The organism is Pseudomonas sp. PB106 (assembly GCF_009764645.1).
Taxonomy (GTDB): Bacteria; Pseudomonadota; Gammaproteobacteria; order Pseudomonadales; family Pseudomonadaceae; genus Aquipseudomonas.
In genome coordinates this window covers 1-23,569 of sequence record NZ_RWIM01000121.1, presented here as the reverse complement: position 1 = coordinate 23,569, position 23,569 = coordinate 1, and the positions used below count along the sequence as shown (strand labels likewise).

The 23,569-nt window shown below is 60.6% G+C and carries 25 protein-coding genes and 1 riboswitch; of the genes, 20 read left to right on the top strand and 5 right to left on the bottom strand.

Going from position 1 to position 23,569, the window contains the following annotated elements:
- Positions 1-92: 92 nt before the first annotated feature.
- Positions 93-1,718, top strand: coding sequence for a methyl-accepting chemotaxis protein (locus EJA71_RS16520; RefSeq protein ID WP_158958515.1), 1,626 nt, complete (start codon positions 93-95; stop codon positions 1,716-1,718).
- A gap of 153 nt (positions 1,719-1,871) precedes the next feature.
- On the opposite strand, the gene EJA71_RS16515 is transcribed toward EJA71_RS16520, so the two are convergent.
- From EJA71_RS16515 to purM, 3 genes are read right to left on the bottom strand one after another with little or no spacing between them, the layout of a single operon-like run.
- Positions 1,872-2,585 (bottom strand): DUF3108 domain-containing protein, encoded by a 714-nt coding sequence (locus EJA71_RS16515; protein ID WP_122593510.1) that lies wholly within the window; start codon positions 2,583-2,585, stop codon positions 1,872-1,874.
- A gap of 8 nt (positions 2,586-2,593) precedes the next feature.
- The gene (gene purN, locus EJA71_RS16510; RefSeq protein WP_158958513.1) at positions 2,594-3,244 is read right to left on the bottom strand and encodes a phosphoribosylglycinamide formyltransferase; all 651 of its coding nucleotides are present in this window, start codon (positions 3,242-3,244) and stop codon (positions 2,594-2,596) included.
- Entirely contained in the window at positions 3,244-4,302 is a 1,059-nt protein-coding gene (purM, locus tag EJA71_RS16505; RefSeq protein ID WP_158958511.1) for a phosphoribosylformylglycinamidine cyclo-ligase, read from the bottom strand. The genes purN and purM overlap by 1 nt, the downstream gene beginning before the upstream one ends.
- 372 nt (positions 4,303-4,674) lie before the next feature.
- Here purM and EJA71_RS16500 point away from each other — a divergent pair, with 372 nt between their 5' ends.
- From EJA71_RS16500 to EJA71_RS16480, 5 genes are all read left to right on the top strand, one after another.
- The gene (locus tag EJA71_RS16500; RefSeq protein ID WP_158958509.1) at positions 4,675-5,733 is read left to right on the top strand and encodes a DUF2066 domain-containing protein; all 1,059 of its coding nucleotides are present in this window, start codon (positions 4,675-4,677) and stop codon (positions 5,731-5,733) included.
- A 34-nt stretch (positions 5,734-5,767) separates the two neighbouring features.
- Entirely contained in the window at positions 5,768-6,841 is a 1,074-nt protein-coding gene (locus EJA71_RS16495) for an AI-2E family transporter (protein ID WP_158958507.1), read from the top strand.
- Between the two features lie 205 nt (positions 6,842-7,046).
- Positions 7,047-7,751 (top strand): DnaA regulatory inactivator Hda, encoded by a 705-nt coding sequence (gene hda / locus EJA71_RS16490; protein WP_008082931.1) that lies wholly within the window; start codon positions 7,047-7,049, stop codon positions 7,749-7,751.
- Between the two features lie 210 nt (positions 7,752-7,961).
- The gene (locus EJA71_RS16485) at positions 7,962-8,579 is read left to right on the top strand and encodes a C40 family peptidase (protein WP_122593519.1); all 618 of its coding nucleotides are present in this window, start codon (positions 7,962-7,964) and stop codon (positions 8,577-8,579) included.
- Between the two features lie 220 nt (positions 8,580-8,799).
- Complete coding sequence (locus tag EJA71_RS16480; RefSeq protein WP_158958505.1) at positions 8,800-9,336, top strand: C40 family peptidase; 537 nt, start codon at positions 8,800-8,802, stop codon at positions 9,334-9,336.
- Between the two features lie 134 nt (positions 9,337-9,470).
- On the opposite strand, the gene EJA71_RS16475 is transcribed toward EJA71_RS16480, so the two are convergent.
- Positions 9,471-10,784 carry a sorbosone dehydrogenase family protein gene (locus EJA71_RS16475; protein WP_158958503.1) on the bottom strand — a complete coding sequence of 438 codons (1,314 nt, stop codon included), beginning with the start codon at positions 10,782-10,784 and terminating at the stop codon, positions 9,471-9,473.
- A gap of 64 nt (positions 10,785-10,848) precedes the next feature.
- Positions 10,849-11,433 carry a hypothetical protein gene (locus EJA71_RS16470; protein ID WP_158958501.1) on the bottom strand — a complete coding sequence of 195 codons (585 nt, stop codon included), beginning with the start codon at positions 11,431-11,433 and terminating at the stop codon, positions 10,849-10,851.
- A 162-nt stretch (positions 11,434-11,595) separates the two neighbouring features.
- Positions 11,596-11,822, top strand: a riboswitch (cobalamin riboswitch).
- 80 nt (positions 11,823-11,902) lie between these two features.
- Between EJA71_RS16470 and cobO the strand changes: the two genes are divergently transcribed.
- The 14 genes from cobO (at position 11,903) to EJA71_RS16405 (ending at position 23,497) form a co-directional block, all read left to right on the top strand.
- Complete coding sequence (gene cobO / locus EJA71_RS16465) at positions 11,903-12,514, top strand: cob(I)yrinic acid a,c-diamide adenosyltransferase (RefSeq protein ID WP_003223053.1); 612 nt, start codon at positions 11,903-11,905, stop codon at positions 12,512-12,514.
- Entirely contained in the window at positions 12,511-13,911 is a 1,401-nt protein-coding gene (locus EJA71_RS16460) for a cobyrinate a,c-diamide synthase (RefSeq protein ID WP_158958499.1), read from the top strand. The genes cobO and EJA71_RS16460 overlap by 4 nt, the downstream gene beginning before the upstream one ends.
- Positions 13,908-14,558, top strand: a complete 651-nt coding sequence (gene bluB / locus EJA71_RS16455) for a 5,6-dimethylbenzimidazole synthase (RefSeq protein WP_158958497.1) — start codon at positions 13,908-13,910, stop codon at positions 14,556-14,558. The genes EJA71_RS16460 and bluB overlap by 4 nt, the downstream gene beginning before the upstream one ends.
- Complete coding sequence (cbiB, locus tag EJA71_RS16450; RefSeq protein ID WP_064117343.1) at positions 14,555-15,463, top strand: adenosylcobinamide-phosphate synthase CbiB; 909 nt, start codon at positions 14,555-14,557, stop codon at positions 15,461-15,463. Before bluB ends, cbiB begins: the two co-directional genes overlap by 4 nt.
- Positions 15,456-16,448 (top strand): threonine-phosphate decarboxylase CobD, encoded by a 993-nt coding sequence (cobD, locus tag EJA71_RS16445; protein WP_158958495.1) that lies wholly within the window; start codon positions 15,456-15,458, stop codon positions 16,446-16,448. The genes cbiB and cobD overlap by 8 nt, the downstream gene beginning before the upstream one ends.
- The gene (locus tag EJA71_RS16440) at positions 16,445-17,896 is read left to right on the top strand and encodes a cobyric acid synthase (RefSeq protein WP_158958493.1); all 1,452 of its coding nucleotides are present in this window, start codon (positions 16,445-16,447) and stop codon (positions 17,894-17,896) included. Before cobD ends, EJA71_RS16440 begins: the two co-directional genes overlap by 4 nt.
- A 122-nt stretch (positions 17,897-18,018) precedes the next feature.
- On the top strand, positions 18,019-18,540 hold the full coding sequence (cobU, locus tag EJA71_RS16435) for a bifunctional adenosylcobinamide kinase/adenosylcobinamide-phosphate guanylyltransferase (protein ID WP_158958491.1): 522 nt from the start codon (positions 18,019-18,021) through the stop codon (positions 18,538-18,540).
- Positions 18,537-19,592, top strand: coding sequence for a nicotinate-nucleotide--dimethylbenzimidazole phosphoribosyltransferase (cobT, locus tag EJA71_RS16430; protein ID WP_158958489.1), 1,056 nt, complete (start codon positions 18,537-18,539; stop codon positions 19,590-19,592). The genes cobU and cobT overlap by 4 nt, the downstream gene beginning before the upstream one ends.
- Positions 19,589-20,164 (top strand): alpha-ribazole phosphatase family protein, encoded by a 576-nt coding sequence (gene cobC / locus EJA71_RS16425; RefSeq protein ID WP_158958487.1) that lies wholly within the window; start codon positions 19,589-19,591, stop codon positions 20,162-20,164. The genes cobT and cobC overlap by 4 nt, the downstream gene beginning before the upstream one ends.
- 1 nt (position 20,165) lies before the next feature.
- The gene (locus tag EJA71_RS16420) at positions 20,166-20,897 is read left to right on the top strand and encodes an adenosylcobinamide-GDP ribazoletransferase (RefSeq protein WP_158958485.1); all 732 of its coding nucleotides are present in this window, start codon (positions 20,166-20,168) and stop codon (positions 20,895-20,897) included.
- Between the two features lie 199 nt (positions 20,898-21,096).
- Positions 21,097-21,501, top strand: coding sequence for a MarR family winged helix-turn-helix transcriptional regulator (locus EJA71_RS16415; RefSeq protein ID WP_158958483.1), 405 nt, complete (start codon positions 21,097-21,099; stop codon positions 21,499-21,501).
- A 53-nt stretch (positions 21,502-21,554) separates the two neighbouring features.
- Positions 21,555-22,763, top strand: a complete 1,209-nt coding sequence (locus tag EJA71_RS16410) for an MFS transporter (protein ID WP_158958481.1) — start codon at positions 21,555-21,557, stop codon at positions 22,761-22,763.
- Positions 22,760-22,882 (top strand): hypothetical protein, encoded by a 123-nt coding sequence (locus EJA71_RS27580; protein ID WP_256671764.1) that lies wholly within the window; start codon positions 22,760-22,762, stop codon positions 22,880-22,882. The genes EJA71_RS16410 and EJA71_RS27580 overlap by 4 nt, the downstream gene beginning before the upstream one ends.
- Before the next feature lie 54 nt (positions 22,883-22,936).
- Positions 22,937-23,497 (top strand): glutathione peroxidase, encoded by a 561-nt coding sequence (locus EJA71_RS16405; RefSeq protein WP_158958479.1) that lies wholly within the window; start codon positions 22,937-22,939, stop codon positions 23,495-23,497.
- The last annotated feature ends 72 nt before the right edge of the window (positions 23,498-23,569 follow it).

Sequence of the window (23,569 nt, the reverse complement as noted above, 5' to 3'; positions counted from 1 at the left end):
CCTTTTCGTCTTACGCAAGTTTCTGCGTGGCCGATACCTTCTAAAGCAACCAGCTGCAGGTTGATGCAGCGCTTTTGGAAGGAACCAGCGCAATGAGTATTCGGAGTCTCAATATTGCCCCGCGCGCCAGCCTCGGTTTTGGCTTGTTGGCGTTGATGGTGTTTGCCCTCGGGACGTTCGCTTTACTGCAAATGTCGAACATGCGCGCGCAGTCAGAGGAGGTCGACAACAACTGGCTGCCGAGCGTGATGGCGGTCGGTGAGATGAGTCAGGACATGCTGCGCTTGCGCGCGTTGACCATGCGCCTGTTGCTCAACCGTGATCCGCAGGCGCTTGAACAGAACGTCGCCAAACTCAACGAATTGCGCGGTGTGCTCAGTGAGGCGCAGCAGCGCTATGACGTGCTGATTGTGCTGCCCGAGGAGCGCCAGCTATTCGACCGCTTCAAAGTTGCCGAGCATCGGTATCTGGAGTTCCAGGCGCAGGTCATGCAGTTATCAGCGCAAAATCTTGTCGAGGAAGCGGCGAGCATTCTCAATGGTCATATGAGTCCGTTGGCGGATGAAATCGCCGTCATCCTGCGCGAACTGGTCGAAATGAATAAACACAATGCCAATCTCGCCACCGAAGCGGCGCGGCTGGTGTTTATCAATTCGCGGGTGTGGGTCGGGGTAATGATCGGCATCACTGCGCTGATCACCATTGGCCTGGCGCTGTTGCTTACGCGCAGCATCGTGCTGCCGCTGGCGCAATCGCTGGGTGTGGCGGAAGTGGTGGCTGGAGGCGATCTGACCGGTGATATCAGCATCTCTGGCAAGGACGAGCCGGCGCGATTGCTGCAGGCGCTCAAGAGCATGCAGCACAACTTGCGCGACACCATTCGCCAGATCTCTGAATCATCCAGTCAATTGGCGTCGGCCTCCGAGGAGCTCAGTTGTGTCACCGAGGACGCCACTCGCGGGCTGCATCAGCAGAGCCTGGAAATCGAGCAGGCGGCCACGGCGGTGAATCAGATGACCGCTGCCGTTGAAGAGGTGGCGAGCAATGCGGTGGCAACCTCTGAAGCGTCGCGCGAGTCTGACCGCATTGCCCAGCATGGGCGCGAGCAGGTTCAGCAGACGGTGACGTCAATCGAATTCCTGGCCGACGATGTCACGTCTAATGCAACGCAGGTGGAAGATCTGGCGCAGAAGGTTCACGGCATCAGCAAGGTGCTGGACGTGATTCGCTCGATTGCCGAGCAGACCAATCTGCTGGCGCTGAATGCGGCGATTGAAGCGGCGCGGGCCGGTGATGCCGGGCGTGGCTTTGCGGTAGTGGCTGACGAGGTGCGGGCGCTGGCGCATCGCACGCAGCAATCGACGCAAGAGATCGAGCAGATGATCGGCGGGATTCAGCAGGGCACCGATTCGGCGGTGAATTCGATGCAGCAGAGTAATGTCCGGGCGCGTTCGACTCTGGAGCTGGCCAAAGCGGCGGGTGTGGCGCTGGAGGAGATTGCTTCGGCGTTTACTTTGATCAACGAGCGCAACCTGGTGATCGCCAGCGCCTCGGAAGAGCAAGCGGCGGTGGCGCGGGAGGTGGATCGCAATCTGATGAACATTCGCGATCTGGCGATGCAGACGTCGGCAGGGGCTAATCAGACCAGTGCGGCGAGTCAGGAGTTGTCGCGGCTGGCGGTGGATTTGAACAGTATGGTCGCCAAATTCTCCGTCTGAAAATACCCCTGTAGGAGCTGTCGAGTGAAACGAGGCTGCGATCTTTTACTGTTGATTTTTTAAGATCAGGATCAAAAGATCGCAGCGTGCCGCAGCTCCTACAGGGCACAAAAAAGCCCCGCATTTCGCGGGGCTCTTTGTTCTTGCAATGGATCAGCTGCCTTTAACGGTTTTGCCGTTGACGGTGCCGTCCTGGAGCATGATGTTGTACTCCTTGCCGTCGGTTTCAACCTGTTGCAGACGGACCAGCAGGTAATCCCAATCCTTGGCGAACCACAGCACAGTGATGCGCTTGCTTTGCGTCGGGTCGCGTACGCGCTCGACCTTGATTGCGTCGATCTTGCCAGCCTTGGTCTCGACTTTTTCCGAACCCAGTACGCGGAAGTCATAGGTATCGACTTCGCCGTCATCGACCACTTGATAGCTCATGGTCTTCTTGCCAGCGGCCACATCATGCTGCAGCGCCAGTTGGTAGGTGGACTTGTCGACCATGCCACGGTTCAGCGGGATCTTCACCGCGTCGCCACGGTCGGTGCCGGTGACCATCTTGCTGTTCCAGTCGAAATCCAGATCAGCCTTTTTCGCTTTGCCCAGACCGCCACGTTCGAAGTGGTAGGACTGTGGCAGCAGGGTGTCCTTGTCCAGGGTCAGGGTGCTTTCTTCATTCAGGCTGGCGATCATCATCGAAGCCTTGAAGCTGAGCTTCCAGACGCCGTTGGCTTCCTTGGTCAGGCTGCGTTCAGCGGTGCCGCTCATGGGCAACTGCTTCCAGTCGGCGGTGTAGCTGGCGGAGAACGGTTGAAGGTCCGCTGCCTGCGCGAAGGGCAGGGCGAGCAGAGCGCAAGCGAAGAGCAGGGCGCGACGCATAATATCTCCTAGTTTCGAATCAAGTGGCCGCTGGCGGCGAGTAACTGGCCATCCAGTGAGGCACCGTGTTCCCCGAGTGCCAGTCTGCCTTCGGCAAACCAGCGTACCGCCATCGGGTAGATCAGGTGTTCCTGTACATGCACTCGCTGCGCCAGACTCTGCGGCGTGTCGTGCAACTCTACCGGTAATACTGCCTGTACGACCAGTGGTCCGCCATCGAGTTCCTCGGTGACGAAGTGCACGGAGCAACCATGCTCAGTGTCGCCGGCCTCCAGCGCGCGCTGATGAGTGTGTAACCCTTTGTATTTGGGCAGCAGCGACGGGTGAATGTTGAGAAGACGACCCTGGTAGTGGCGAACGAAATCAGCGCTGAGAATGCGCATGAAGCCGGCCAGCACCACGAGTTTCGGTTTGAATTCGTCGATCAGTTCGATCAGAGCAGCATCGAAGGCCTCGCGGCCTTCGAATGCCTTGTGATCCAGCGAGCGGGTGGCGATACCCGCATCACTGGCGCGTTGCAGGCCGTAGGCGTCGGCGCGGTTGGAAATCACCGCAGCGATGCGGACCGGGCTGTCGCCGGTCCGCGTGCTGTCGATCAGAGCCTGCAAGTTACTGCCGGTGCCGGACAACAGCACCACGACATCACAGGTTGCGGACATTAATGAGCCTTAAGGTTCTGCAGATCAACCTGGGCGGCACCTTCGGCGGCGGCCGCGATCTGGCCGATGACCCATGGCTGCTCGCCAGCGTCACGCAGGGTGTTCAGCGCGACTTCAACGTCTTCCTGAGCCACGCAGATGACCATGCCAACACCGCAGTTCAGCACGCGGTGCATCTCGGTTTCGTCAACGTTGCCTTGCTCTTGCAGCCAATCGAACACAGCCGGGCGAGTCCAGCTTGCTACGTCAACGACAGCCTGAGCGCCTTTTGGCAGAACGCGCGGGATGTTGTCGAGCAGGCCGCCACCGGTGATGTGGGCCATGGCTTTGACGGCGCCGGTGTCTTTGATCAGCTTGAGCAGCGGCTTCACGTAGATGCGGGTCGGGGCCATCAGCAGGTCGGTCAGCGGTTTGCCGTCGAGCTGGGTGTTTTCGATGTCGGCGCCGGACACTTCGATGATCTTGCGGATCAGCGAGTAGCCGTTGGAGTGCGGGCCGGACGATGGCAGAGCGATCAGCGCGTCACCGGTGGCGACTTTCGAGCCGTCGATGATTTCCGATTTTTCCACGACGCCGACGCAGAAGCCGGCCAGGTCGTAGTCTTCGCCTTCGTACATGCCAGGCATTTCAGCGGTTTCGCCGCCAACCAGCGAGCAACCGGACAGTTCGCAGCCGGCGCCGATGCCGGTTACGACCTGGGTCGCGGTCTCGACATTGAGTTTGCCGGTGGCGTAGTAGTCGAGGAAGAACAGTGGCTCAGCGCCGCAAACGACGAGGTCGTTCACGCACATGGCAACCAGGTCGATGCCGATGCTGTCGTGCTTGTTCAGGTTCAGCGCCAGACGCAGCTTGGTGCCGACGCCGTCGGTGCCGGAAACCAGCACTGGCTGCTTGTAGCCGGCCGGGATTTCGCAGAGGGCGCCGAAACCGCCCAGGCCGCCCATGACTTCCGGGCGCGCAGTGCGCTTGGCGACGCTCTTGATGCGTTCGACCAATGCTTCACCGGCGTCGATGTCTACACCGGCGTCCTTGTAGCTCAGGGAGGGTTGCTTGCTCATGATCCAGGCCTTTAGGGGAGGGGATTCAGGGGTAACGACCGAGTTCAGCGGGAACTTCGAAATCGAGAGGCGATGGCCTCACGCGAGTTTCGAGGGGCCCGGCTGTTGCCGGTCTGCGAAGGCGCGCGATTTTATCAGGCTTGAGGGGCAGCGGCCATCCTCGCACCGACGGGCAGGGCCATATCTCGGGAAATTTTTTGCAATTAAGGCCTGCGGGTGCCTGTATAAGGTGTGGCAATTAACCGTCTATCGTTATCACTGTGCAAAAACTTATCGCCGCCGGGTGAATGTTTGGTGCTGGCAGATTGTCACAGCCTTGCTCAACCGGTTCACGCGGCCTGTTCCAGCCGCTCTTGTCGACGGGAATTCTCCATGCGTTTTTGTAAATTGTTGTTTGTGGGTTGTTTGTCTCTGCTCAGCCTGGCAAGTCACGCCGAAAATCTCAAAGGCCTCTATCAAGTGCGTGAGCCGGTCAACGGTCAGGCCCCGGAGGAACGTGATCGGGCCACGCAGGCAGCGCTCGATACGCTGGTGTTGCGCCTGACCGGCGATCCAAAGGCTGCGCAAAACCCCGGGCTGGCGGCGATTCGCAAGGATCCGCAGCAGATCATCAGTCAGTTCGGTTTCGATGCCGGGCCGCCGGAGGTGTTGAAGGTCGATTTCGATCCGTCGTCCACCGAGCAGGCGCTGCGTCGTGCCGGGTTGTCGGTGTGGGGCGCCAGTCGGCCATCGATTCTGAGTTGGTGGCTGAACGATTCAGCTGAAGGTTCGAGTCTGGTCGGCGACGGTCAAGCCGCTGCGGCGCCTTTGCGTCGAGCTGCGCAACACCGCGGATTGCCGTTGCGTTTGCCGTTGGCGGACCTGAGCGAGCAACTGGTTGCCACCGCGCCAGCGCTGGAGGGCACGGATCCAGCCCCTCTGCGCGGTGCCTCAGAACGTTACAACGCCGACGCCTTGCTGGCGGTGCATGCCCATGAAGAGGGCGGGCAGTGGCAAGCCAAGTGGCATTTGTGGCTCGGCGATCAAAAAGAAGCGGGCAGTGTGCAGGGTGCCGATCAGGCCGCTGTCGCAGACGCGGTCATGCTGGCGGTGGCCGAGCGGCTGGCCCCGCGTTTTGTTGCCAAGCCCGGCGCTTCAGGTCAGCAGACTCTGGAAGTGCAGGGCATGAATCTTGAGCACTACGCGGCGCTGTTGCGGTTACTCGAACCGTTTGGCGTGCGTCTGCAAAGTGTTGATGGCGATCGCATCGTCTATCGGGTCAATGGCAGTGCCGATCAAATGCGTGCGCAGTTGTCGCTGGCCAAGTTGCAGGAGCTGCCGGCGGAAGCCGCAGCGCCGGTTTCAGCGCCACAGCCTGCGGTTGCAGGCGCAGCACCGGTCGCGGCTCCGGCTCCGGCCCCGACGGCGCCGTCTTTGCGGTTTCGCTGGTAAGTCTTTCCTTATATAGAAGCAACAGGAGTGGTACATGGCCGATACGCGGCGTTGGTTCTGGCTCGGTGGGGTAGTCCTGCTTTGCGCGTTTGTATGGTTGCTGCACCCGATCCTCACGCCGTTTCTGGTGGCGCTGCTGCTGGCTTATCTGTTCGATCCGCTGGTGGATCGTCTGGAAAAACTCGGGCTGTCGCGAACCTGGGGCGTGATCGCGGTGTTTGCCTTGTTCACCCTGATCGTCACGGCACTGTTATTGGTGCTGGTGCCGATGCTCGCCAAACAGCTGCTGCGTTTGTACGAACTGGCGCCGCAAATGCTCGACTGGCTGCAGCACACCGCGCTGCCGTGGGCACAGGCGAAGCTGGGGCTTTCGGACGGCTTCTGGAAATTCGACAAGGTCAAAGCGGCAATCAGTGAGCACATGGGCCAGACCACTGACATCGTCAGTGTGGTGCTGAGCCAAGCGACGGCATCCAGCCTGGCGTTGATCGGCTGGCTGGCCAATCTGGTGCTGATCCCGGTGGTGAGTTTCTATTTGCTGCGCGACTGGGACGTGATGATGGCCAAGATCCGCAGCCTGCTGCCGCGTGATCGTGAGGCAACCATCGTATCGCTGGCCGGTGAATGCCATGAGGTGCTGGGTGCATTCGTTCGTGGTCAGTTGCTGGTGATGGTCGCACTGGGGGTGATCTACGCAGCAGGCCTGATGATCGTCGGCCTTGAGCTGGGTCTGTTGATCGGCTTGATCGCGGGGCTGGCGGCGATCGTGCCGTACATGGGCTTTGTGATCGGCATTGGCGCGGCACTGATTGCCGGGCTGTTCCAGTTCGGTGGCGATCTTTACCCAATGGCCGGGATTGTTGCGGTGTTCATGGTCGGTCAGGCGCTGGAAGGCATGGTGCTGACGCCATTGCTGGTAGGCGACCGAATCGGTCTGCATCCGGTGGCGGTGATCTTTGCGATTCTGGCGGGCGGTGAGCTGTTCGGGTTTACCGGCGTGTTACTGGCGTTGCCGGTGGCTGCGGTAATCATGGTGCTGGTGCGCCATGTCCACGACTTGTACAAGGATTCCGAGATTTATAGTGGGGCGGACGAGCCTGAGTTGTGATCGGGGCGGGCAGCCCGGCGCAAGCCGGGTTGGCCCGTGTCCTGCAGGTGCTGGCGGCAAAGAAACTGTCATAAAACCAGTGTGTTAACGCAAACCTTTGATTTTGCTTGGACTCTGTCGCATTGTGCGCTCAGCGTCACGGGTATAAACTTCGCCAACTTTACACAGAGGCCACTAACGGTTCCTTGAGAACCGTTCAGTCAGCATGAAACCGATTCAGCTGCCCCTAGGTGTGCGTCTGCGTGACGACGCCACCTTCATCAACTACTACCCAGGCGCCAATGCCGCTGCACTCGGCTATGTCGAGCGTCTATGTGAAGCCGACGCCGGCTGGACAGAAAGTCTGATCTATCTGTGGGGCAAGCACGGCGTAGGCCGTACGCATTTGTTGCAAGCAGCCTGCCTGCGATTCGAGCAGATGGGCGAACCGGCGGTGTATCTGCCGCTGGCCGAGCTGATGGATCGCGGCGTTGAAATCCTCGACAACCTTGAGCAGTACGAACTGGTTTGCCTGGATGATTTGCAGGTGATTGCTGGCAAGGCTGACTGGGAAGAGGCGATGTTTCATCTGTTCAATCGTCTGCGTGACAGCGGTCGGCGTCTGCTGATCGCCGCATCCACATCTCCGCGTGAACTGCCGGTCAAACTGGCTGACTTGAAATCCCGCCTGACCATGGCGCTGATTTTCCAGATGCGCCCACTCTCCGATGAAGACAAGTTACGTGCCTTGCAACTGCGTGCATCGCGTCGCGGTCTGCACCTGACCGATGAAGTCGGGCATTTTATTTTGACTCGCGGCACTCGCAGCATGAGCGCGTTGTTCGACCTGCTGGAACAACTCGATCAGGCCTCTTTGCAGGCACAGCGCAAGCTGACCATTCCCTTCCTCAAGGAAACGCTGGGCTGGTAACGGCGCGGCGTCCAGCGCATTTCGGCATATTTCAGGCGCCAGAAAATCCGCTTTCCTGCAGGTTGTGCAGGCTGCGTCTCGAGTCAAATGGGCTTAAGCGCTTAGATGTAAACGAGAAACCGAGAAGTCACAAAAAGATCGATTGAATTTGCAAATGAGGCTGATAGCGGGCATAGTCTCGGCTTACAACTATCAACCACGGTCGTGCCCATGCTAAAGCGCTTCGCACCCCTCGTGCCTCTCGCATTTGTTACCCTGTTGTTTGGTTGCGCTGCTCATTCTCCAGTTCAAGAGCAGTCTCAACAGGTTAAAAATTCTGCTACTGCCCAGTCTTCTGTTATTTATCAGGAAGAGCTGGACACCGAAAAAGAACTCAACGAATTCAATGGCAAGAAGCCTTATCAGCTTCCTGTTCTGGCTGACAGCATCCTCGAACGCGGCATGTCCCTGATCGGTACCCGTTACCGTTTCGGTGGTACCTCTGAAGCCGGTTTCGACTGCAGCGGTTTCATCGGTTATCTGTTCCGCGAAGAAGCCGGCATGAACCTGCCGCGCTCGACTCGCGAAATGATCAACGTGGATGCGCCGCTGGTCTCGCGCGGCAACCTTGAGCCGGGCGATCTGCTGTTCTTCGCCACCAACGGTCGCCGTGGTCGTGTCAGTCATGCCGGGATCTACCTGGGCGACAACCAGTTCATTCATTCCAGCAGTCGTCGCAGCGGCGGTGTTCGCATCGACAGCCTGGGTGACAGCTACTGGAGCAAGACCTTCATCGAAGCGAAACGCGCACTGGCAAACGCTCCGACGGTAGTTACTGCTCGCAAGTAATCCCCTTGATGTCGCCGCGTTCGCGGCGACAATCGGGCTCCCGGCAACGGAGTAGACCTATACTTTACAAGGTGAAGTTAAAGTCTTACTTGAAGTTTGTCGTATAGCCGCTAGAATCCTGAATCTATATTGATGGCAAACCGCCTGCGTGCTCCGCAGGCGGTTTTGTTTTCTGTCCATCCGGCAGAAAAAGCCGCAGCCAGATCAGGATGTTCTGCTTATGACCATGTCGGCCCGCCTCGCATTGATGTTTTTCGCAGCGCTCCTCAGCGCCTGTGCCAGCCGCACTCCGCCACCTGCGCCGGTGTTGCGGGCCCCGGTCGTGTTCGGCCCCTCGCAATCATTTTCACCGGCTGCTGAAGACGTGCTGTTCCGCGCGCTCGGGCTGGTGGGTACGCCCTATCGCTGGGGTGGTAACACGCCGGATTCGGGATTTGATTGCAGCGGCCTGATCGGGTTTGTCTACCGCGATGCGGCGGGCATTTCCCTGCCAAGAACGACCCGCGACTTGATCGTGATGCAGGCGCCGAACGTCGGTAAAGAAGGCTTGCAGACTGGTGACCTGGTCTTCTTCGCCACCAATGGCGGCTCACAAGTCAGTCATGCGGGGATTTATGTCGGTGAAGGGCGCTTCGTGCATGCGCCGGCAACAGGCGGCACGGTGAAGCTCGATAGCCTGTCGAAGGCGTATTGGCAGAAGGCTTACCTGAGCGCGAAGCGGGTGTTGCAGCCGGAGCATTTGGCGCATAACCCTTAATTCAAGTTGCCCAAAATCTAATGTGTAGGAGTGAGCCTGCTCGCGATGACGGTGCCACATTCAACATCGATGTTGAATGATCGACCGCCATCGCGAGCAGGCTCACTCCTACAGTTGTTTATGCATGGCAAAAATCATTTGCTGGCCGACACTCGCCACACCTTGTTGCCCACATCATCCGCCACCAGCAATCCACCTTGCTGGTCGATCACCACGCCCACCGGGCGGCCCAGCGCGTTCTCGTCCTTGTCGAGGAAACCGGTCAGCACATCCACCGGCGTGCCATTCGGTTTGCCGCCGTTAAACGGCACGAAAATCACTTTGTAGCCACTGTGCGGTTTACGGTTCCATGAGCCATGTTGGCCGATGAAGGCGCCTTCCTTGAATTGCGCCGGCAGGGTGTTGCCTTCGGCGAACGTCAGACCGAGAGAGGCGGTATGCGGGCCAACGGCGTAATCCGGGGCGATGGCTTTGGCCACCAGATCGAGATTTTGCGGTTCGACGCGCACATCGACGTGCTGTCCGTAATAGCTGAACGGCCAGCCATAAAAGCCACCGTCCTTCACCGAAGTGATGTAGTCCGGCACTAGGTCGCTACCGATTTCGTCACGCTCGTTGACCGCCGTCCACAACGCACCGCTGGCGGGCTCCCACGCCAGGCCGTTCGGGTTGCGAATACCGGAAGCGAAGATCCGGTGATTGCCGGTCGCCCGATCCACTTCCCAAATCGCTGCGCGACCTTCTTCTTTATCCAGACCGTTTTCGCCGACGTTGCTATTCGAGCCGACGGTGACGTACAGCTTGTTGCCGTCCTTGCTGGCGATTACGTTTTTGGTCCAGTGATGGTTCAGCGTACCGCCGGGCAGATCGACGACCTTGATAGGTTGCGTCTTGATCTCGGTCGCGCCGGGCTCGTAATGGAAGCGCAGCAGGCGATCGGTGTCGGCGACGTACAAGTCATTGCCGACCAGCGTCATGCCGAAAGGCGAGTTGAGGTTTTGCAGAAACACCGTGCGGGTTTCGGCCACGCCATCGTGGTCGGCGTCGCGCAGCAAGGTGATGCGGTTCGGGCTCGGCACGCCGGCGCCAGCCTTGCCCATCACGGTCTTCATCACCCAACCCTTGATGCCTTTGCTGTCATCCGGTTTCGGCGGGGCATTGGTTTCCGCCACCAGCACATCGCCGTTGGGCAGCACATAGAGCCAGCGCGGATGGTCGAGACCTTCAGCGAAAGCCGCGACTTGCATACCCGCCGCTGCCTTCGGTTTGGCGCCTTCGGGCCAGCCGACCGCCGGGGCGATATTCACCGTCGGGATCAGGGTTTTATTTGGTTCTGGCAGTTTCGGCGTTGGGCCGGTGCCGTCGGAGACTTGCAGGCTGGAGGTCTCACCGCAGGCGGCGAGCCCTCCGGCGAAGGCGATGACAAAAGCGAGCTGGGACTTGCGCATTGCTGATCTTCCCTATGAATGCATTCTTAATCATAGAGGAGGGCGCAAGCCCGATGGTTCAACCTCAGCCGCGGGCTTCCTTGAACAGCACGGCAATGCCGGGGTGATAGTTGCCGGCTTCGCTGCGCAATTTGCGGTAAGCGTAAGGGAAATACCAGGCGACCGCGCAGGTGTGTTCCTTTTGCAGGTCATCGACCATGTCCTGCAATTCTTCGGGGCTGGCGCTGTGTTGAGCCTTTTGCGGGGCGACAAACAGGCAGCCGAGCTTCAGATCGCTGGCGAAGCTGATACGTTTGGCATCGTTGGTGATGTCGAGAAGGGCTTGGGTCAGATTGAGATTGTTCACCCGTGGCCAGCGCTGCGTGGCCTGGATATACGCCCGATCTTCGGTGCCGGCGAGGAACAGATCGGCGCGAGCATTGCGCTCGCCTTCTTCATTCTGTTTGCGTGTGGCAGTGTCGTTCAAAGTGACCAGTTCGGCCATCCAGGCTGCTGCGCTGAGCAAGCCGAGATTGGCCTTCACGTCATGCCAGTAAGGCGTGTCGCTGTCGCCGCGTACGGCGTTGTAACGGTCGATACAGTCAAACCAGCGTTCAAGCACCGGGCGCAGGAATTCCAGGCGCGGGTTGCTGATGATCATGCCTTGCATCGTCATCATCCTTATTGTTGTAGTGGCTTTTTCGGGAAAAGCATGGCTCTTTGATATCATTTGTATCAGTGTGGCACAAGATTGGCGTCAGATAATTGATCAGCGGCAGTTATTCGCCCGCTGGCCCCCTCTTTAATTGACGCTCCACCCCCAACCCTCTAACCTTCGCGGCTTGTTTCAGGTGCTCTGTGACTGCGGTCGACAGAGTGAAACAGGGAAGCCGGTGAGGGTTGTCTTCAAGCGAAGAACGATCACGATCCCGGCGCTGCCCCCGCAACGGTAAATGAGTGAAAGCTGCGTCGAATGCCACTGCTTAAAGCGGGAAGGCGCGCAGTCAGGCCAAGCGCCGCTCATGAGCCCGGAGACCGGCCTGATCCATCCAGCGGCATCACGGTGGGCGATGCTAGGCTTTTTGCCGTCTATTCTTGTGCCTGCCCGCCGTTATCCAGCCTCAACGGAGAGCTCCCCCATGACTGATTCCCCCGAGCGCGACGAACGCCATCTGGCGCGTATGCAGCGCAAAAAAGCCGTGATCGACGAACGCATCGCCAACTCGCCCGACGAGTGTGGCCTGGTGTTGGTGCTGACCGGCAACGGCAAAGGCAAAAGCAGCTCGGCGTTCGGCATGCTCGCCCGCGCCATGGGCCACGGCATGCAGTGCGGCGTGGTGCAGTTCATCAAGGGGCGCAACAGCACCGGTGAAGAATTGTTCTTCCGGCGCTTCCCCGAGCAAGTGCGCTTCCACGTGATGGGCGAAGGTTTCACCTGGGAAACCCAGGACCGTCAGCGTGACATCGCCGCCGCCGAAGCCGCGTGGGCTGTGTCCCGCGAATTGCTGCGCGACCCATCGATCGGTCTGGTGGTGCTCGATGAACTGAACATCGCCCTCAAGCACGGCTACCTCGATCTCGACCAAGTGCTCAGCGATTTGCAGGCACGTCCGCCGATGCAGCATGTGATCGTCACTGGTCGCGCGGCCAAGCCGGAAATGATTGAAATGGGCGACACGGTCACCGAAATGGGCATGCTCAAACACGCCTTCCAGGCCGGCATCAAAGCGCAGAAAGGCGTCGAACTTTGAATCAACCACGTCACTGCCCGGCGGTACTCATCGCCGCGCCGGCCTCCGGTCAGGGCAAGACCACCGTCACTGCCGCATTGGCCCGATTGCATCGCAATCAGGGGCGTAAAGTGCGCGTGTTCAAATGCGGCCCGGACTTTCTTGATCCGATGATTCTCGAGCGCGCCAGCGGTGCGCCGGTGTATCAATTGGACATGTGGATGGTCGGTGAACAGGAAAGTCGTCGTCTGTTGTGGGAAGCCGCCGCCGAAGCCGACCTGATTCTGATCGAAGGCGTGATGGGCCTGTTCGACGGGACACCGTCCAGCGCTGATCTGGCGCGGCATTTCGGTGTCCCAGTGCTCGGCGTGATCGACGGCACGGCGATGGCGCAGACTTTTGGTGCGTTGGCGCTGGGGCTGGCGAAGTATCAACCGGATCTGCCGTTTGCCGGCGTGCTGGCCAACCGCGTTGGCACCTTGCGCCATGCGCAGTTGCTCGAAGGCAGCCTTACCGAAGGTTTGCGCTGGTACGGCGCGTTGTCCCGCGAGACCGGCATCGAACTGCCAAGTCGCCATCTCGGCCTGGTCCAGGCCAGCGAACTGAATGATCTCGATGTGCGTCTCGACGCCGCTGCCGAAGCGCTCGCCAGCAGTTGCGAGGTAGCGCTGCCACCGGCCGTGGAGTTCGCCGCGCCGGATGTTATCGCCGTCGAGCCGCTGCTGAAAAATGTGCGCATCGCCGTCGCTCGTGACGAGGCGTTTGCTTTTACCTATGGCGCGAGTCTCGATTTGTTGCGGGTGATGGGCGCCGAGCTGAATTTCTTCTCGCCGATCCGTGACACGCAATTACCTGAAGCGGACAGTCTGTATCTGCCCGGTGGGTATCCGGAATTGCATCACGTCGCGCTGTCGCAGAACACCGCGATGGTTGAGGCGATTCGCGCGCATCATGCTGCGGGGAAACCGTTGCTCGCTGAATGTGGCGGCATGCTGTATCTGCTCGACTCGCTGACCGATGTTGAAGGCACGCGCGCTGAGCTGGTTGGGCTGCTCAAGGGCGATGCGGTGATGCAAAAGCGTCTGGCGGCGTTGGCGTTGCAAGCCGTGGATCTGCCGGAAGGCTCGTTGCGTGGGCACACTTATCACCATTCGCTGACGACGACTGAGCTGACGCCGATTGCTCGGGGTTTGAGCCCGAATGGTGGGCGTGGGGCTGAGGCGGTTTATCGGGAAGGGCGGATGACGGCGTCGTACGTGCATTTTTATTTTCCGTCGAATCCTGCGGCTGTCGCTGCACTGTTTGCACCAGGCCTTGAGGCCGCTATCGCTGGCAAGCCAGCTCCCACAATGGGCGGTGTAATGCCTGAAGGTTCGCAATCCCCTGTGGGAGCTGGCTCGCCAGCGATGGGGCTATGACCGACAACGCATTCTCCGAAGCCGAACGCCAAGCGGTTTATCGAGCCATCGCCGAACGCCGCGACATGCGCCACTTCACCGGCGGCACAGTCGAGCCCGAGTTGCTGCGCCGACTTCTGGAAGCCGCCCACCAGGCCCCAAGCGTCGGACTCATGCAGCCCTGGCGCTTCATGCGTATCAGCGATCGAGCCCTGCGCGGCCAGATCCAGCATCTGGTGGAAGAAGAGCGCATCCGCACCGCCGAAGCCCTAGGCGAGCGCAGCGATGAGTTTATGAAGCTCAAGGTCGAAGGCATCAACGATTGCGCCGAAGTGCTGGTCGCAGCGCTGATGGATGATCGCGAAAAACACATCTTCGGGCGCCGCACGCTGCCGGAAATGGACATGGCCTCGCTGTCTTGCGCGATTCAAAATCTGTGGCTGGCGTCCCGTGCCGAAGGATTGGGCATGGGCTGGGTTTCGCTGTTCGAACCGCGGGCGCTGGCCGATCTGCTGAAACTGCCGGAAGGCGCCAAGCCTTTGGCCGTTTTGTGCTTGGGTCCGGTCAAGGAATTCTATCCGGCGCCGATGCTGGTACTCGAAGGGTGGGCGCAGGCGCGTCCGCTCAATGAGTTGCTGTATGAAAATTATTGGGGAGTGAGTCAATGAGTGTGGCGTTGTTGAGTGTCGCCGCGGTTGCGCTGGATGCGCTGCTGGGTGAACCGAAACGCTGGCATCCGCTGGTGGCGTTTGGCAATTTCGCCGGGCGCATCGAGCAACGTTTCAACGCCGGTGGTCGTGGCTGGCGCAGTCATGGCGTCACCGCTTGGGTGATTGCGGTACTGCCGCTGACCTTGCTCGCCACGGCGTTTTCCTGGGCGCCGTATGTGGGCTGGGTCGTCGAGATTCTCGCTTTGTATTGCGCCCTCGGCATGCGCAGCCTCGGCGAGCATGTCGCGCCGGTGGCTGCTGCCTTGCGCGCGGATGATCTGGACGAGGCGCGCAAGCGTGTCGGCTATCTGGTCAGCCGCCAGACCGATGAACTCGACAGCACCGCCGTCGCCCGCGCCGCCACCGAATCAGTGCTGGAAAACGGCAGTGATGCGGTGTTTGCGGCGCTGTTCTGGTTTGTCGTGGCCGGCGCGCCGGGCGTGGTGCTTTATCGCTTGAGCAATACGCTCGACGCGATGTGGGGCTATCGCAACGAGCGTTTCGAGCGCTTCGGTTGGGCGGCGGCAAAAATCGACGACGTATTGAACTACATTCCTGCGCGTCTGGTGGCGTTGACCTACGCGCTGCTGGGCAAAACCCGACTCGCCTTGAAATGCTGGCGCACCCAGGCGCCAAAATGGGACAGCCCCAACGCCGGCCCGGTGATGGCGGCAGGCGCCGGTGCACTCGGCGTGGAACTGGGTGGCCCGGCGATTTATCACGGCGAACTTCACGACCGCCCGCAGCTTGGCGAAGGCGCAGCGGCTGACGCAGATTCCATCGACCGTGGCTGGCAATTGGTTCAGCGCGGGGTATGGTTATGGCTGCTGATTCTCTGCGTGGGGGCTGAATTCTATGCTTGAGCACGGTGGCCGGTTGCGCAAGGCTGCACTCGATTACGGCATTGCCGAGGCCGACTGGCTCGACCTGTCCAGCGGTCTGGCGCCGTGGCCATTCCCGATCCCGGACATCCCGCTGCGCGCTTGGGCACGCTTGCCGGAAACCGATGATGGTCTGGAGCAGGCCGCGTGCGATTACTACGGCGCGGGGCAGGTGCTGCCGGTCGCCGGTTCGCAAATGGCCATCCAATTGCTGCCGCGTCTGCGTCGGGCCGGCAAGGTTGGTGTTCTGTCGCCGTGCTATGCCGAACACGCCGAGGCCTGGCGTCGTAGCGGCTACATCGTGCGCGAAGTGCTGGAGCAGGAAGTCGAGTTCTATCTGGATAACATCGACGTGCTGGTCGTGGTCAATCCGAACAATCCGACCGGCCTGAGCCTGACCCCGGCGCGGCTGCTCGACTGGCATGCGCACCTGGCGCAGCGCGGTGGCTGGCTGGTGGTCGATGAAGCGTTCATGGACAACACGCCGCATCTGAGCCTGGCGGCTCATGCGCATCAGGTCGGGCTGATCGTGTTGCGTTCATTCGGCAAGTTTTTTGGCCTCGCCGGCGTGCGTTTGGGCTTTGTACTGGCCGAGCGCAAGTTGCTCAGGTTACTCGCCGAACAGGTCGGGCCGTGGGCAGTGAGCGGGCCGACGCGGGTGCTGGGTCATGCGTGTCTGCAAGATACTGAAAACCACACACGCCAGCGGATTCGCAGCGAAGAAACAAGCGAACGGCTGGCGATGTTGCTTGAACGTTATGGCTTCAAACCGCAGGGCGGCTGCGCGTTGTTTCAGTGGTTGATCACCGATCAAGCGCCAGCGCTGTACGAATTCATGGCTCGGCGCGGCATTCTTCTGCGCCTCTTCACGCATAACAGCAGCCTGCGCTTTGGCCTGCCGGCTGACGCGGCTGAAGAGGCGCGTCTGGAACAGGCTTTAATCGCTTTCACCAAGGACAACCCATGACCACGTTGATGGTGCAAGGCACCACTTCCGATGCCGGTAAAAGCACACTGGTCACGGCGCTGTGCCGCTGGGCAACCCGTCAGGGTGTGGCGGTCGTGCCGTTCAAACCGCAGAACATGGCGCTCAACAGCGCGGTGACGGCGGACGGTGGCGAGATCGGCCGTGCGCAAGCGGTGCAGGCGCAAGCGGCGTTTCTTGAGCCGCACACCGACATGAACCCGGTGCTGCTCAAACCGAACAGCGACACCGGCGCCCAAGTGATCATTCACGGTCGCGCGGTGACGTCGATGAATGCCGTGGCGTATCACGACTACAAAGCCATTGCGATGAAAGCTGTTCTGGCGTCTCACGAGCGACTGAGCGCCGCCTACCCGCTGGTAATGGTTGAAGGTGCAGGCTCGCCGGCCGAGATCAATCTGCGTGCCGGCGACATCGCCAACATGGGTTTCGCCGAAGCCGTGGACTGCCCGGTGTTGCTGATTGCCGACATCAATCGTGGAGGGGTTTTCGCCCATCTGGTCGGCACGCTGGAACTGCTTTCGCCGAGCGAACAGGCGCGGGTCAAAGGTTTCATCATCAACCGTTTTCGCGGTGACATCGCCTTGCTGCAACCGGGGCTCGACTGGTTGGAAGAACGCACCGGCAAACCAGTGGTGGGCGTGCTGCCGTATGTGATGGATCTGCATCTGGAGGCCGAGGATGGCATCGATCAGCGTCAGACCGACAAGGCTGAGCAAGTGCTGAAAGTGGTGGTGCCGGTGTTGCCGCGCATCAGCAACCACACCGATTTTGATCCGCTGCGTCTGCACCCGCAGGTCGACCTGCAATTTGTCGGGCCGGGGCAGGCGATTCCGGCTGCCGATCTGATCATTCTGCCGGGCTCGAAAAGCGTGCGCAGCGATCTGGCGTATTTGCGTGCCAATGGCTGGGACGCGGCGATCAGTCGGCATTTGCGTTACGGCGGCAAAGTGCTGGGGATTTGCGGTGGTCTGCAGATGCTCGGTGAGCAGGTGCATGATCCCCTCGGCCTCGAAGGTGCGCCGGGTTCCAGCGCAGGTCTCGGCTTGTTGGCGTTTGAAACCAGCCTTGAAGCCGAGAAGCAGCTGCGCAATGTGCGTGGGCGGCTGGCGCTGGAAGATGCCGAGGTCAGTGGTTATGAAATTCATGCCGGCGTGACGACTGGATCGGCGCTGGAGAATGCGGCGGTGTATCTGGACGACGGTCGTTGTGACGGTGCGCAGAGTGCTGATGGCCAAGTGTTCGGCACCTATCTGCATGGCTTGTTCGAATCGCCGGCGGCCAGTGCGGCGCTGTTGCGCTGGGCCGGGTTGAGCGATGTGCAGGAGGTGGATTACCACGGCTTGCGCGAGCGCGATATCGAGCGACTGGCGGATCTGGTGGAGAAGCATCTGGATACTGATCTGTTGCGTCAGCTCTGCGGGATTTGAGTTGCCTGCGCCGGCCTCTTCGCGAGCAAGCTCGCTCCCACAGTTGACCGCGTTCCCTTGTAGGAGTGAGCCTGCTCGCGATAGCGCCAGTCGTCTCAACCCATAATTTTCAGGATGTCCCCATGCTCCAACTGATCCTCGGCGGCGCCCGCTCCGGCAAAAGCCGCCTGGCGGAGAAACTCGCCAGCGACAGCAATCTCACAGTCACTTACATCGCCACCAGCCAACCGCTCGATGGCGAAATGAGCGACCGCGTCGCCCATCACCGCGCCCGTCGCCCAGCCGAATGGGCGCTCATCGAAGAACCCCTGGAACTGGCCCGTGTCCTGCGCGAAACCGCCGGCGCCGAGCGCTGCCTGCTGGTCGATTGTTTGACTCTGTGGCTGACCAATCTGCTGATGCTCGACGATGCCGAACGCCTCGCCGCCGAGCGTGAAGCCCTGCTCGAATGCCTGGCGTCGCTGCCGGGTGAAATCATTTTTGTCAGCAACGAGACCGGAATGGGTGTCGTGCCGCTGGGCGAATTGACTCGCCGCTACGTCGATGAAGCCGGTTGGCTGCATCAAGCTCTGGCTGAGCGCTGCCAACGTGTCGTGCTGACCGTCGCCGGCCTGCCCCTGACTCTGAAAGGACCTGCGTTATGACCCAAACCTGGTGGCTCAATCCGTGCAAAGCGGTGGATGCCGATATCGTTGCGCAAGCCGCGGCGCGCCAACAGCAACTGACCAAACCGGCGGGTTCGCTGGGGCAACTGGAGTCGGTGGCGGTGCAACTGGCCGGCCTACAAGGGCAGGTCAAGCCGACGCTCAAAGAAATCTGGATCGCGATTTTTGCTGGCGATCACGGCGTGGTCGCGGAAGGTGTTTCGGCATTCCCGCAGGAAGTCACCGCGCAGATGCTGCTCAACTTTGTCAGCGGCGGGGCGGCGATCAGCGTGCTGGCGCGTCAGCTCGGCGCGCAGCTGGAAGTGGTCGATCTGGGCACCGTTAATCCCGCGCTGAACCTGGCGGGAGTGCGTCACTTGAACATCGGCGCGGGCACGGCGAATTTTGTCCAGGGCGCAGCGATGACCCAGGCTCAGGGCGAACTGGCGTTGCACGCGGGTCGTGATAGCGTGCTACGAGCGCAAGCGGCCGGCGCGCAGTTGTTCATCGGCGGTGAAATGGGCATCGGCAACACCACGGCGGCCAGTGCGCTGGCCTGCGCGTTGCTCGATTGCCCGGTGGCGCATCTGACTGGCCCGGGCACGGGTTTGAATGCCGAGGGCGTCAGCCATAAAGCCCAAGTGATCGAACGGGCATTGGCGTTGCACGCGGCCCAGCGTGGGGATGCACTGCAGACGCTGTTCAACCTCGGTGGTTTCGAAATTGCGGCGTTGGTCGGTGCCTATCTGGCGTGCGCCCAGGAAGGTATTGCGGTGTTGGTCGACGGCTTCATCTGCACGGTCGCGGCGCTGGTCGCGGTGCGTTTGAATCCGGCATGCCGTGAGTGGCTGTTGTTCGGCCATCGTGGCGCCGAGCCGGGCCATCGCCATGTGTTAGAGACCCTGCAGGCCGAGCCGTTGCTGGAACTCGGTCTGCGTCTGGGCGAGGGCAGTGGCGCGGCGTTGGCGGTGCCGCTGTTGCGTCTGGCCTGCGACCTGCACGGGCAGATGGCGACGTTCGCCGAAGCGGCGGTGGCGGATCGCCCGGCATGACTTTGCGCCTGGATCTGCTGCGTCACGGTGAGACTGAACTCGGTGGCGGCTTGCGCGGCAGTCTCGACGATGCGCTGACCGAAAACGGCTGGGCGCAAATGCGTGCGGCGGTGGTGGATGGCGGGCCGTGGGATCGAATTGTCAGTTCGCCGTTGCAGCGTTGTGCGCGGTTTGCCGCTGAGCTCGGTGAGCAACTGAATCTGCCCGTGCAGTTGGACAAGGATCTGCAAGAGCTGCACTTCGGCGCGTGGGAAGGGCAGAGCGCGGTGGCGTTGATGGAGACCGATGCCGAGGCCTTGGGGTTGTTCTGGGCTGACCCGTATGCGTTTACTCCGCCGCAGGGTGAGGCGGTCAGTGATTTTTCCTCGCGCGTCCAGGCTGCCATTGCGCGGCTGCACGCTGCCTATGCTTGCGAACGGGTTTTACTGGTCAGTCATGGCGGTGTGATGCGTTTGTTGTTGGCGCAGGCGCGGGGGTTGCCGCGTGAACAACTGCTCAATGTCGAAGTCGCTCACGGTGCGCTGTTTGCACTGACGGTCGAGGTTGACGGTTCGCTCAAGGAAGGTCACTGACATGTTGCCGCTGTGGATCGCCCTGCAATTTCTAAGCAGTTTGCCGATTCGTCTGCCGGGCATGCCTGAGCCGGAACAGATGGGTCGTTCGCTGCTGTTCTATCCGCTGGTTGGCTTGCTGTTCGGCGTGATTCTCTGGGCGCTGAATCTTGCGCTGGCCGGCGCGCCGTTGTTGTTGCATGCGGCATTGCTGTTGACGGTGTGGGTGTTGCTCAGCGGCGCCTTGCACCTCGACGGTCTGGCCGACAGCGCCGATGCCTGGCTCGGTGGTTTTGGTGACCGCGAGCGCACCCTGACGATCATGAAAGATCCGCGCAGCGGGCCGATTGCGGTGGTGACGCTGGTGCTGGTGTTGCTGCTCAAGTTTGCGGCGCTGTTGGCGTTGATCGAGCAAGCGCATGGGCTGATGTTGATTATCGTGCCAGTACTTGGGCGGGCGGCGTTACTGGGATTGTTTCTGACCACGCCGTATGTGCGTGCCGGTGGGTTGGGGCAGGCGCTAGCCGATCATCTGCCGCGTAAGACTGGCTGGCAGGTGCTCGGGGCGAGTGCGCTGGGCTGCTTGCTGATTGCCGGGTTTCACGCGGTTGTGGCACTGGTGATTTCGCTCGCAGTGTTTGTCTGGCTGCGTAGGGTGATGATGCGGCGGCTGGGCGGGACGACCGGTGATACGGCGGGGGCGTTGCTGGAGTTGTCGGAGATGGGGGTGATGGTGGGGTTGGCGCTGGTCTGACCGACTTTTGCTGACTGAGGTGGCCTCATCGCTGGCAAGCCAGCTCCCACAATGATTTGGGTGGATGCAGACTTTGTGGACTCCTCAAATCCCTGTGGGAGCTGGCTTGCCAGCGATAGCGGTATGACAGGCGGCCAATATTCTTGGGTAAACTCATCTGTAACTTGATTTAACACAGTCGCGGGTATATACACGCATCATGCTTGATTCTCAGTGTTTGTGTACCAACCTGCGTCGCGCCGCTCGTGGCGTCAGCAGGCATTACGACGGCGCTCTCGATGGCTTCGGGATCAACGTTGCCCAGTATTCTTTGCTGTGCAATCTGCAGCGTCTCGATCAGCCAAGCATTTCCGAACTGGCCGAAGCCATGGGCCTGGACCGCAGCACCCTTGGGCGTAACTTGCGGGTACTGGAAGGCGAAGGGCTGGTGGCCCTGGCCGAGGGCGAAGACATGCGCAACCGCATTGTCCGGCTCACCGAAACCGGTGCGCAACGCCTGGCGGATGCACTGCCGGCGTGGGAAGCGGCGCAGCAACGGTTGATTGATCGACTGGGCGCCGAGAAGCGTGAAACCTTGCTCAAATTGCTGGATGAACTGGCGTAACCGCCGGTTTTTCCGAGCTCAAGCGGGTATATACCCGCGACTGGAGAATAATAATGACATCGATGTGGCGTACGTGCGGTTGGGTGTTGGTCGGCAGTGCGCTGATTCTTGCGTTGTCCTTGGGCGTGCGGCATGGCTTCGGACTTTTTCTGTCACCGATGAGTGCGCAGTTTGGCTGGGGTCGTGAGGTGTTTGCCTTCGCCATCGCTTTGCAAAACCTGATCTGGGGTCTGGCGCAGCCGTTTACCGGCGCGCTGGCAGACCGTTTCGGCGCCGCGAAAGTGGTTTTGATCGGCGGAGTCCTCTACGCCGTGGGCCTGGTGTGCATGGGCTTGTCGGATTCGGCGGTGACGCTGTCGCTGAGCGCCGGTTTGTTGATCGGTATCGGCCTGTCGGGCACTTCGTTCTCGGTGATCCTTGGCGTCGTCGGCCGGGCCGTGCCGCCAGAGAAGCGCAGCATGGGCATGGGCATTGCCAGCGCTGCCGGTTCGTTCGGCCAGTTCGCCATGCTGCCGGGTACGCTTGGGCTGATCGGTTGGCTCGGTTGGTCGGCGGCATTGTTGGTGCTGGGCTTGTTGGTGGCGCTGATCGTGCCATTGGTGAGCATGCTCAAGGACAAGCCGCTGCCGTTGCTCGGCCATGAACAAACGCTGTCCGAGGCACTGCGCGAAGCCTGCTCGCATTCGGGATTCTGGTTGCTGGCGTTCGGTTTCTTCGTCTGTGGTTTTCAAGTGGTGTTCATCGGTGTGCATCTGCCGGCCTATCTGGTCGATCAGCACTTGCCGGCCAGCGTCGGCACCACGGTATTGGCGTTGATCGGGCTGTTCAATATTTTCGGCACCTACACCGCCGGTTGGCTCGGCGGGCGCATGTCGAAACCGCGCCTGCTAACCGGTTTGTATCTGCTGCGTGCTGTGGTGATCGTGCTGTTTTTATGGCTGCCGGTGACCACCACGTCGGCGTATCTGTTCGGTATGGCGATGGGTTTCTTGTGGCTGTCGACGGTGCCGTTGACCAACGGTACGGTGGCGACCTTGTTCGGCGTGCGCAATTTGTCCATGCTCGGCGGGATTGTGTTCCTGTTCCATCAGCTCGGTTCATTCCTCGGCGGCTGGCTGGGCGGGGTGGTGTATGACCGTACCGGGAGTTATGACTTGATCTGGCAGGTGGCGATTCTTCTGAGCGTGTTGGCGGCTGCGTTGAACTGGCCGGTGCGCGAGCGTCCGGTCGCGCGTCTGCAAGCCGCTGCGAGCGCCGCATGAGTCGATTCTGGCCGCGCATGGTCATCAGCGTACTCGGCGCCGCACTGCTGGCGCTGGTGTGGTGGGGCTGGCAGCGGGGCGGTCTGGCGCTGATGCAATTGGGCATGAGCATTTGCTAGAAGCGAGCGTGGCGAGTAACGTCGAAGCCTGACGACTGCTCAAGGATGTTCGACATGCTCATGCGCTGGTGTGCTGTTCCCGCGTTGCTGATGGCGTTGACTGGCCTGGCCCAGGCCGCTGACTGTCCTGAACTGCTGCAAGGCTCGCTGCCGAAGTTGCGGGCCAAGGACTCGATCGATTTGTGCCAGCAGTACGCTGACAAGCCTTTAGTGGTGGTCAACACCGCCAGCTTCTGCGGTTTCGCGCCGCAGTTCGAAGGTCTTGAGGCGCTGCATAAGCGCTACGAAGGGCAGGGCCTGGAAATGCTCGGCGTGCCTTCCAATGACTTCAAGCAGGAATCCAAGGACAGCGCCGAGACCGCCAAGGTCTGTTACGCGAACTACGGCGTGACGTTCGCCATGACCGAGCCGCAGAAAGTCCGTGGCGATGACGCCACCCATCTGTTCCAGGTGCTGGCGGCACAGAGCAGTGCGCCGAAGTGGAATTTCTATAAATACGTGATCGATCGGCAGGGCAAGGTCATTGCCAATTTTTCCAGCCTGACCAAACCGGATGATCCGGAGTTTATCGCCGCGATTGAAAAGGCTATCGCCTCGAAACCCCTCAAACCCTGACGCGATCCGTGTAGGAGCTGCGGCACGCTGCGATCTTTTGATCCTGTTTATAAAATCAAAAGATCGCAGCGT